Source organism: bacterium endosymbiont of Bathymodiolus sp. 5 South, assembly GCF_900128535.1.
GTDB lineage: Bacteria > Pseudomonadota > Gammaproteobacteria > PS1 > Pseudothioglobaceae > Thiodubiliella.
In genome coordinates, this window is the sequence record NZ_FQTR01000067.1 from 1 (window position 1) to 10949 (window position 10949).

General features: G+C 39.3%; 7 protein-coding genes. 6 read left to right on the forward strand and 1 reads right to left on the reverse strand.

Annotated elements, in window-relative coordinates:
• The coding region (locus tag BBROOKSOX_RS07050; protein WP_139660510.1) for a helix-turn-helix domain-containing protein at positions 1-320 on the reverse strand (320 nt) is incomplete at its 3' end.
• Between the two features lie 241 nt (positions 321-561).
• On the opposite strand from BBROOKSOX_RS07050, the gene BBROOKSOX_RS07055 reads away from it, so the two are divergent.
• The 6 genes from BBROOKSOX_RS07055 to BBROOKSOX_RS12105 all read left to right on the forward strand — a co-directional run bounded on the left by BBROOKSOX_RS07055 (position 562) and on the right by BBROOKSOX_RS12105 (position 10355).
• Positions 562-2025, forward strand: a complete 1464-nt coding sequence (locus BBROOKSOX_RS07055) for an RHS repeat domain-containing protein (protein ID WP_139660511.1) — start codon at positions 562-564, stop codon at positions 2023-2025.
• Between the two features lie 226 nt (positions 2026-2251).
• Positions 2252-3826: an RHS repeat domain-containing protein gene (locus BBROOKSOX_RS12095; protein ID WP_257607795.1), complete on the forward strand. Its 1575-nt coding sequence runs from the start codon at positions 2252-2254 to the stop codon at positions 3824-3826.
• On the forward strand, positions 3823-5352 hold the full coding sequence (locus tag BBROOKSOX_RS12100) for an RHS repeat-associated core domain-containing protein (protein WP_257607796.1): 1530 nt from the start codon (positions 3823-3825) through the stop codon (positions 5350-5352). Before BBROOKSOX_RS12095 ends, BBROOKSOX_RS12100 begins: the two co-directional genes overlap by 4 nt.
• The gene (locus BBROOKSOX_RS07070) at positions 5349-6791 is read left to right on the forward strand and encodes an RHS repeat-associated core domain-containing protein (RefSeq protein ID WP_139660512.1); all 1443 of its coding nucleotides are present in this window, start codon (positions 5349-5351) and stop codon (positions 6789-6791) included. The genes BBROOKSOX_RS12100 and BBROOKSOX_RS07070 overlap by 4 nt, the downstream gene beginning before the upstream one ends.
• Positions 6792-7220: 429 nt before the next feature.
• On the forward strand, positions 7221-8654 hold the full coding sequence (locus BBROOKSOX_RS07075; RefSeq protein ID WP_257607797.1) for an RHS repeat-associated core domain-containing protein: 1434 nt from the start codon (positions 7221-7223) through the stop codon (positions 8652-8654).
• A 135-nt stretch (positions 8655-8789) separates the two neighbouring features.
• On the forward strand, positions 8790-10355 hold the full coding sequence (locus BBROOKSOX_RS12105) for an RHS repeat-associated core domain-containing protein (protein WP_257607798.1): 1566 nt from the start codon (positions 8790-8792) through the stop codon (positions 10353-10355).
• The last annotated feature ends 594 nt before the right edge of the window (positions 10356-10949 follow it).

Consider the following 10949-nt stretch of genomic DNA (forward strand, 5'->3'; position numbering starts at 1 on the left):
ATTTTAATCTTTTTATCTAATTCCAAGCGTCCCATGATTTGTTCAGGACTCCAATATTCTTTTAGCTTTTCACTAATGTGGTTTTTAACGGAATCTGTGAGTTTGATGACCTTATTTTTCTCTTGATGTCGTTCGTCAGCAAGCCTGTTAGCTTGCTTATGGCGATAGCCTCTTTTGCCAGTATTGCGAGATAATTCTCTAGAAATAGTTGATTTGTTTCTACCCATTGATTTGGCAATAAAGGTTTGGTTGTATCCTTGTTTGTTCAGTAGGTAAATATGGTATCTTTGTTCGTAGGTCAATTGCGTATATTTTTGCATGTTTCACTCCTTTTTCTTGTCGGATTAAAGAGTGGTTAATATACCCTTTGAGCGACTAATTGAGTGTTGCACTTATGATGTGAATCTAAGTAAGGTTTTTTTTGGACTTTATGAAAAAATACAGGTAATTTTGAAAAAAGTTAAAAATTATGAGTTATGCAAAAGTCTCATATTATGTCAAGCTCTCTAAATAAGGACTTAGATTTGCCATGCATATTACATTAAAAAAGCTCTAGAAATTATGAACACCTTAGAATTTTATCAGCAAGCTTATACCTACGATACAGGCAACAACCTAACCAACCTCTCACACCAAGCAAACAGCAGCACTTGGCAACAAACCCTCGCCATTCACCCAAACAGCAACCGTGGCACTGAAACCCAACAATCCACCAACGACTTTGACGCCAATGGCAATTTATTACATTTAGACAATATTGCTAACCTAGATTGGCATTACAACAATACCCTTAACAAACTCACCAAAGCAGACAAAAGTAACACCACACAATACTATGTTTATGATTATCAAGGCAGGCGAGTTCGTACTGTGGTTGAATCCAACCACCAAGTACAAAGCCAAAGAGACTACCTACCCGCACTAGACATCTCAATCAACCAAGCAAAACAACAAAGTGCCACCCTGCACATCGGCACCCACATCCTCAGCGAAAGTAGCAAAGACAATGCGCAAACCCCACACCAAACCCGCTATCAACTCAACAGTCATCTACAATCCAACACCTTAGAACTAGATGACAAAGCCCAAACTCTCAGTTACGAACATTATTACCCCTATGGCGGCACTGCCATCATCGCAGGTAAAGACAAAACCCAAGCCCAGCAAAAACGCTACCGCTACACGGGTAAAGAAAGAGACGACAGCAGTGGTTTGTGCTATTACGGTGCCAGGTACCTAGCCCCTTGGTTGGCAAGATGGATAAGCCCCGATTCAGCGGGTGTGATTGCTGGCTTGAATTTGTATGTTTATGTGGGTAATAATCCGCTTAAATATATCGATCCAACAGGGCATGTTAAAAAAACACCTGAACAAGAGGCACAAGAGGAACAAGAGGCTGTGGAAATAAGGCGAACACAAGAAGAAATTTTTCAATTAGATATTTTTAAAAGAGTAGGTGCATTGAAATCTTCTAGCCGAGATCGTGCTCTTGGAAAAACTAACTTCAAAAAAACGCATCGAAAAATAGAAAAATTACGACATAGGTCACAGATTAATACCGAAAAGCTAAGACGGGAGACGGGAGTTTTCTATTTAGATGCTTCTACACAATTTCATACAAGCAAGGAATATAGAGATTTAGTCTTTCACAAATATAAAGTTGCCAATTGTAGAGAATGTGCATTTGTTATGCTGAGCGAGTTAAAAGAAAAGTATCCTGATATGACAGTAGAATATCTGTCAATTAATCAGTCTGATCATGTCTTCAACTTGATTAATCGTGATCCACTTACCTCCATATTTGAACCTGAGAAATGGAATAAAAATTGTTTAGTGGTAGACGCATGGTCAGGAAGCGTTTATACTCAAGCAGGATTTGTTCTTATAAATACAAAAGTACCTCATTATGGCATTAGTAACAATATTAAAGGAGACACTCAACACATAATAAAACATGCTGGAGGCAAGGTGAGTTATCGCGCATATAAAAACAACAAGATGATATCAGAAACAATTCTATCTTAACTTGTTAACCTAACCCAAATAGATGACAAAAATAGCACATCCCCTTGCTTTTCTTATTCATATTTATTATGTAAAGTCCTCTAAATAATGGCTTAGATTTGCACCCTTTAAAAAGGGTTAAAAGGTACAATTTTTATTTTTGAATTGAGATATAGTTGATCTTATTAAAGCACCACCCTTAAACACATACCCTCATAAATATTAAATTAAAAAAGCTCTAGCAATTATGAACACCCTGGAATTTTATCAGCAAACTTATACCTATGACACAGGCAACAACCTAACCAACCTATCTCACCAAGCAAACAGCAGCACTTGGCAACAAACCCTCACCATCCACCCAAACAACAACCGTGGCACTGAAACTCAGCAATCCACCAGCGACTTTGATGCCAACGGTAACCTACTAACCCTTAACAACATTGGTGCTCTATATTGGCACTACAACAACACCCTTAACCAATTCACTAAAGCAGACAAACCTAACACCACACAATACTATGTTTATGATTATCAAAGCAATCGAGTCCGCTCTGTGATTGAATCTAACCACCAAGTGCAAAGCCAAAGAGACTACCTACCCTCACTAGACATCTCAATCAACCAAGCAAAACAACAAAGCAACACTCTGCACATTGGCATCCACATCCTCAGCGAAAACAGCAAAGACAACACGCAAACCCGCTACCAACTCACCAGCCACCTACAATCCAATACTTTAGAGCTGGATGACAAAGCCCAAACTCTTAGTTACGAACATTACTACCCCTATGGTGGCACTGCCATCATCGCTGGCAAAGACAAAACTCAAGTGCAACAAAAACGCTACCGTTATACAGGTAAAGAAAGAGATGACAGTAGTGGTTTGTCTTACTACGGTGCCAGATATCTCGCCCCTTGGCTAACGAGATGGATAAGCCCTGATGCAGCAGGGGCAATTGATGGCTTAAATTTATATGTTTATGTGGGAAATAATCCACTTAAATATATTGATCCGATAGGACATTTTCCGCTTATCTCTTGGGATAGATTTGTGCACAAAGTGAACGCTTATAAGAAAAATCAAAGAGATTTGAATATTTGGGTTGGAGAAGCGCACGGTACACCGCAAGGAAATTATTTAACAGTAAACTTAAGTACTGAAATTACATTTCAAAATTTTATAAAAGAAGCGATTGATGCTAATGTAGACGAAAGACCTGAAAAAAATCCAGAAATTATCCAGTGTGCAGGCTGGAAAAGGCAAATGCAAGAGGCAGTACAACAAGACTATCCACATTTAACGCCTGAAGAGGTTACAGAATTAGCCGATTCAAAAACAAATGTACTGATGCTAGCGGTAACCCACAACTCTTATTATATTGGTAGATGCAATTGGAGCGATACGAAAGAATACGAAAGAATGCAAAGAGTAGGAAGCTTTAAAGGAAGTTCGCTTTTTTTGGTTGGCGCAGCCCATACGCTAGAAAATATAAAGTGGAATAAAAATAAAAAACCAAAAGCATTCTCCGCTTTTAAATATATGAATGTAGATTCAAGTATCGCTGTCATACCCAAAAGTGTCATTGATGGGTGTGGCACCATTTTAGATGATTATAGAGCATCATCCATAGCACCTGATTTTGGTGTGTGGGTTGAGGGCAAACAAAATGCAAAAGAAGATACTTTTTTAGTTCATGGATCAGAAGGTATTATGAGAAAGATATTTGGCAATGTAATAGAGGAGATGCCAATGAAGTTATCCAACCTATCTGCACCTGCACCTCCAACACCACACAAAAAACACTGTGTTATCTTATGAATTTACTAGAACCCTACCAGCAAGCCTACACCTACGACACAGGCAACAACCTAACCAACCTGTCTCACCAAGCAAACAGTAGTGCATGGCAACAAATCCTCACCATCCACCCAAACAACAACCACGGCACTGAAACCCAGCAATCCACCAGCGACTTTGATGCCAATGGCAACTTACTAACCCTTGACAACATTGGCACCCTACATTGGCACTACAATAACACGCTTAACAAGCTCACTAAATCAAACAAAAGCAACGCTATAGAATACTATGTTTACGATTATCAAGGCAATCGAGTCCGCACTGTGGTTGAATCTAACCACCAAACACAAAGTCAAAGAGACTACCTACCTTCACTAGATCTTTCAACCAACCAAGCAAAACAACAAAGCAGCACTCTGCACATTGGCACTCACATCCTCAGCGAAAGCAACAAAGACAACGCCCAAACCCACTACCAACTCAACAGCCACCTACAATCCAACATCCTAGAGTTGAATGACAAAGCCCAAACCCTCAGCTACGAACACTACTACCCCTATGGAGGCACTGCCATCATTGCTGGCAAAGACAAAACCCAAACCCAGCAAAAACGCTACCGCTACACAGGCAAAGAAAGAGACGACAGTAGTGGTTTATCCTACTACGGTGCCAGATACTTGACTCCTTGGCTAGTAAGGTGGATAAGTCCTGATTCAGCGGGTGCGGCTGATGGTTTAAATTTGTATGTTTATGTGGGGAATAATCCGCTTAAATATATGGATCCAACAGGGCATGCTAAAGTGACTCCAGATGACATAAGCCTGCCAGATTATGAGATAAATGTACTAAGTCCAATTAAAGGAACTTATCAGAATAATCATTTATTTTATTTTCCTGAAGCGTATGAAAGACTGGAAAATATTGTCAGGACTTATCCTACTGATAAATTTAACTTGATAGACGCCAATACAAATTTCTCCATAACATCAGAAGACAAAAATGGAGGGCTAACAATTGAAGCTTATTCTCGCCCATCTTTTGATTCTTTTATAAATATTATGGACTTCTCTACAGGGGAATTAACTTTTCACTCACATCGTGAAAATCAAGACACAAGTCGTCGCTCTGGCTTGAACGCAACAGAGGTAATCTCTTACCAGTATCTAGGAATGAGCAAAATAGCGGGTGCATTAAATATGCTACCTAAAACAATTTTAGACGAAATAATAACCAATGACAGCACGAACGAAGCAATAAAGATCTATCAAGCTGATAGAAATTACCCAAAGTTTTATCGTAATTTTCTTAAAAATAGTGATAATGGTAGATTTTCCTTAAAGGTTACCAATACTTTTAGCCTTAAGACAACCTCTATAAAACTGAAGAATAATGGTGATGATATTCGCCTATATTTGAAACCAAAAATGCCTTTAATATCTGCTGAAGAGCCCCTACCACCTCGTGGAGATATGCATGAATATTTGACACCTGATAGTAGGTTATCTAGGATAAGACGACAAACAAGCCACTGTACCATATTGTGATTTCACTAGAACTCTACCAGCAAACCTACACCTACGACACAGGCAACAACCTAACCGCCCTATCGCATCAGGCAAACAGTAATACATGGCAACAAACCCTCATTATCCACCCAAACAACAACCGTGGCACTGAAACTCAGCAATCCACCAGTGACTTTAATGTCAACGGTAACCTGCTAACCCTTGATAACATTGGTACTTTAAATTGGCACTACAACAACACGCTTGGCAAACTTAAAAAAGCAGACAGCAACACCACACAATACTATGTTTGTGATTATCAAAGCAAGCGAGTTCGCACTGTAACTGAATCTAACCACCAAGTGCAAAGCCAAAGAGACCACCTACCCGCACTAGACATCTCAACCAACCAAACAAAACAACAAAGCACTACCTTGCATATCGGCACCCACATCCTCAGCAAAAGCAGTGAAGACAATACTCAACCCCCACACCAAACCCGCTACCAACTCAACAGCCACCTACAATCCAACACCTTAGAGCTGGATGACAAAGCCCAAACTCTCAGTTACGAACACTACTACCCCTATGGTGGCACTGCCATCATTGCAGGTAAAGACAAAATCCAAGTGCAACAAAAACGCTACCGCTACACGGGAAAAGAAAGAGACGACAGCAGCGGTTTATGTTATTACGGTGCCAGATACCTAGCCCTTTGGTTGGCAAGATGGATAAGCCCTGATTCAGCGGGTGCTGTCGATGGTTTGAATTTGTATGTTTATGTGAGTAATAATCCGCTTAAATATAGAGATCCAACAGGGCATGTTAAAAAAACACCTGAACAAGAGGCTATGGAAAGAGGTCTAATACAAGAAGAAATTTTTCAATCAAGTATTTTTAAAAGACTAGGTACATTGGAATCTTCTAGCCGGATTCGTGCTCTTGGAGAATCTGACTCTAAAAGATCGAATCGAAAAATAGAACAATTACGACATACCTCAGAGATTGGTATTAAAAAGGTAAAACAGATGACTGGAGTTTCCTATCTCAATGCTTCTATACAATTTTATGCAAGTAAGGAATATAAGGATTTAACCTTTCACACATATAAAGTTGCCAATTGTAAAGAATGTGCATTGATTATGCTGAGCGAGTTAAGAAAAAATTATCCTGATATGACAGTAGAATATCTGTCAATTATTCAGTCTGATCATGCCTTCAACTTAATTAATCGCGATCAACATACCCCTATATTTGAACCTGAGAAATGGAATGAAAACGCTTTAGTAGTAGACGCATGGACAGGAAGCGTTTATACTAAAAAAGGATTTTGTATTGCAAACGCAAGATTACCTTACTATGACATTAGTAATAATATTACAGGAGAGACTCAACACATAATAAAACATGCTGGAGGCAAGGTGAGTAATCGCATGTATAAAAACAACAAGATGATATCAGAAATAATTCTATCTTAACCTGTTAACCTAACCCAAATAGATGACAAAAATAGCACGGCCCCTTGCTTTTCTTATTCATATTTATTGTGTAAAGTCCTCTAAATAACGGCTTAGATTTGCACCCTTTAAAAAGGGTTAAAAGACACGATTTTTATTTTTGAATTGAGAGAGGCCTTTGCATAAATAGGAATGATTGGCAAAATCCAATTTTTGCCCAATTGGTGATTTCTTTAAACCTTGTCCTAGCAGGGCTAAGGCTGGGTTTAAAAAATTGCCAAGTGGGTAAAAAGTGGGTTTCTGATGATTGTTCCTATTTATGCAAAGGTCTCTAAGATATAGTTGATCTTATTAAAGCACAACCCTTAAACACATACCCTCATAAATATTAAATTAAAAAAGCTCTAGCAATTATGAACACCCTGGAATTTTATCAGCAAACTTATACCTATGACACAGACCATCCACCCAAACAACAACCGTGGCACTGAAACTCAGCAATCCACCAGCGACTTTGATGCCAACGGTAACCTACTAACCCTTAACAACATTGGTACTCTATACTGGCACTACAACAACACCCTCAACCAACTCACTAAAGCAGACAGCAACACCACACAATACTACATTTATGATCACCAAGGCAATCGAGTCCGCACTGTAACTGAATCTAACCAACAAGTGCAAAGCCAAAGAGACTACCTACCCTTGTTAGATCTTTCAATTAACCAAGCAAAACAACAAACCAGCATCCTGCACATCGGCACCCACATCCTCAGCGAAAGTAGCAAAGACAACACACAAACTCCGTATCAAACCCGCTATCAACTCAACAGCCACCTACAATCCAACACCTTAGAGCTGGATGACAAAGCCCAAACCCTCAGTTACGAACACTACTACCCTTATGGCGGCACCACCATCATCGCGGGTAAAGACAAAATCCAAGTGCAACAAAAACGCTATCGCTACACAGGTAAAGAAAGAGATGACAGTAGTGGTTTATGCTACTACGGTGCTAGGTATCTAGCTCCTTGGCTGGCAAGGTGGATAAGCCCTGATGCAGTAGGGTCGGTTGATGGCTTGAATTTGTATGTTTATGTGGATAACAATCCACTTAAGTATCTTGACCTAACAGGGCATGGTAAAGAAGAAGCCGTGGAAGAAGGTGCTGTTGGGGGAGTCAATAATGTAGAAACCGAAAAACCAGCTCCTAGAAAATACAGAATAGACAGAGATGCACTATCACACGATTCAAGTAAGGAAATGAGGAAAATACAACAAAAAATTTTTCAATCAAGTGTTTTTCAAAAATTAGGTACATTGAAATCTTCTACTCGGAATCCTCATCTTGCAGGATTTGATGTCCGAACAGCGAGTCTAGAAATAGAGCAATTACGATATGATGCAGCTGATCGTATTGTTGCTCTAAGGCAGACTGGAGTCTCCCATCCCAATGATTTTATACAATTTTTTGCAAGCAAGGAATATGAGGATTTAGTCATTGACACATATAAAGCTGCTAATTGTGCGGAATGTTCGCTTATTATGCTAAATGAGTTAAGAAAAAATTATCCTGATATGACAGCAGAATATCTATCAACGACACACCCCGATCATGTCATCAACATAATTAATCGCGATCAACGTACCCCCATATTTGAACCTGAGAAATGGAATGAAAATGCTTTAGTGGTAGACGCATGGGCAGGACATGTTTATACTAAAAAAGAATTTTCTGTTGCAAACACAACATTCCCTCATTATGGCATTAATAATAATATTACAGGAAAGGCCCAACACATAATAAAATATGCTGGAAGTGGGGTGAGTTATCGCACCTATCAAAAAAACAAGATGGACTCAGAAGAATCTATGTTTTAACCCGTGATTCCAGCCCAAATAGATGACAAAAATAGCATGAATCCTTGATTTTCTTATTCATATTTATTATGCAAAGTCCTCTGAATAAGGACTTAGATTTACTATGAATATTAAATTAAAAAAGCGCTAACAATTATGAACATCTTAGAATTTTATCAACAAACTTATACCTACGATACAGGCAACAACCTAACCAACCTATCACATCAGGCAAACAGTGGTGCTTGGCAACAAACCCTCACCATCCACCCAAACAACAACCGTGGTACAGAAAACAACAACCAAAATAACTTTGATGCCAATGGCAATTTATTACATTTAGACAATATTGCTAACCTAGAGTGGTATTACAACAATACCCTTAACAAACTCACCAAAGCAGACAAAACCACACAATACAATGTTTATGATTACCAAGGCAATCGAGTCCGCACTGTGATTGAATCTAACCAGCAAACACAAAGCCAAAGAGACTACCTACCCGCACTAGACATCTCAATCAACCAAGCAAAACAACAAAGCAGAACTCTACACATTGGTACCCACATCCTCAGCGAAAGCAGCAAAGACAACACACAAACTCCGTATCAAACCCGCTATCAACTCAACAGCCACCTACAATCCAACACCTTAGAGCTGGATGACAAAGCCCAAACTCTCAGTTACGAGCACTACTACCCCTATGGCGGCACTGCCATTATCGCTGGCAAAGACAAAACCCAAGTGCAACAAAAACGCTATCGCTACACGGGAAAAGAAAGAGACGACAGCAATGGTTTATGTTATTACGGTGCCAGATACCTAGCCCCTTGGCTAGCGAGATGGATAAGCCCTGATGCAGCAGGGTCAGTTGATGGCTTGAATTTGTATGTTTATGTGGACAATAATCCACTTAAATATAGGGATCCGACAGGGCATTTTCCGACTATATCTTGGAATAAGTTTGTGAGAAGCGTTAATGCTTATAAAGCAAAGCAAAGAGAGTTAGATATTTGGGTTGGAGAAGATCACTCCACATCCCAAGGGAATTATTTAACAACAAACTTAAACACTGAAATTAAATTTCAAAATTTTATAAAAGAATCGGTTATTGTCGATGCATACAAAAGGCCTGAAAAAAACCCAAAAACTATCCGTGCTAAATATGGCTCAAAGAAAGAAAGAAGGAAAATACGAAAGCTATACCCACACTTAACACCTGCAGAAATTACAGAATTAATGGATTCAACAACAAATGTAATGATGCTAGCGACAACCCTTAATTCTAATTTTATTGGTAGAGATAATTGGTGTGATACAGAAGAATACGAAAGAATGCGAAGAATAGGGAGTTTTAAAGGAAGTTCGCTTTTCTTGGTCGGTGTAGCCCATACGCTAACAGATACAAGACCAGAGGGGGAAAACAAAAAAGCATACCCTGCTTTTAAACATATGAATGAAAATTCAAGTATCGCTGTAACACCTAAAAGTATCATTGATGGAGCGGGCGCCTATTTCGATACTTATAGAGATTCTATGACACCTGATTTTGGTGTGTGGGTTGAAGGAAAGCAAGGTTCAAAAGGGGGTACTTTTTTAGCTCATGGCCCAGAAGATATTATGAGAAAGGCATTTGGTGATATAATTAAGAAAATACCACTAAAGTTAGTCAATCTACCTACACACCCAACACTACAAGAACAATGCTGTGTCATCTCATGAATTTACTAGAATCCTACCACCAAACCTACACCTACGATACAGGCAACAACCTAACCCACCTCTCACACCAAGCCCATAATAGCACATGGCAATAAAGCCTCACCCCCAAACAACAACCGTGGCACCGAAACCCAACAAAGTGCCACTGACTTCGATGCCAATGGCAACCTACTAATCCTCAACAACATTGGCAGGCTAAATTGGCACTACAACAATACCCTTAGCCAACTCAGCAAAGCAGACAAAGTCGCACCACAAAATACTATGTTTATGATTACCAAGGCAGACGAGTTCGTACTGCGCTAAACATCTCAACTAACCAACCAAAGCAACAAAGACAACACACAAAACCCCAAGCAAACCCACTACCAATTCACCAACCACCTACAATCCAATACCTTAGAGTTGGACGATAAAGCCCAAACCCTTAGTTAGTCAACCCTTAAAAACCCAAAACAACCAATCATAAAACCACTCTTAAACAATCACACTATATTTTGACTGACAATATTTTACTGAGTGCAGTAGAAAAAATAGCGACTTCTTACCATACACAACCCAACTTTTTGCCAAAACAAAAAAATAGCAGTGGCA

What these genes read in the sequence shown, in the direction of transcription:
- BBROOKSOX_RS07055 (WP_139660511.1), top strand. Translation starts at nt 562, where the DNA reads ATGAACACCTTAGAATTTTATCAGCAAGCTTATACCTACGATACAGGC.
- BBROOKSOX_RS12095 (WP_257607795.1), top strand. Translation starts at nt 2,252, where the DNA reads ATGAACACCCTGGAATTTTATCAGCAAACTTATACCTATGACACAGGC.
- BBROOKSOX_RS12100 (WP_257607796.1), top strand. Translation starts at nt 3,823, where the DNA reads ATGAATTTACTAGAACCCTACCAGCAAGCCTACACCTACGACACAGGC.
- BBROOKSOX_RS07075 (WP_257607797.1), top strand. Translation starts at nt 7,221, where the DNA reads ATGACACAGACCATCCACCCAAACAACAACCGTGGCACTGAAACTCAG.
- BBROOKSOX_RS12105 (WP_257607798.1), top strand. Translation starts at nt 8,790, where the DNA reads ATGAACATCTTAGAATTTTATCAACAAACTTATACCTACGATACAGGC.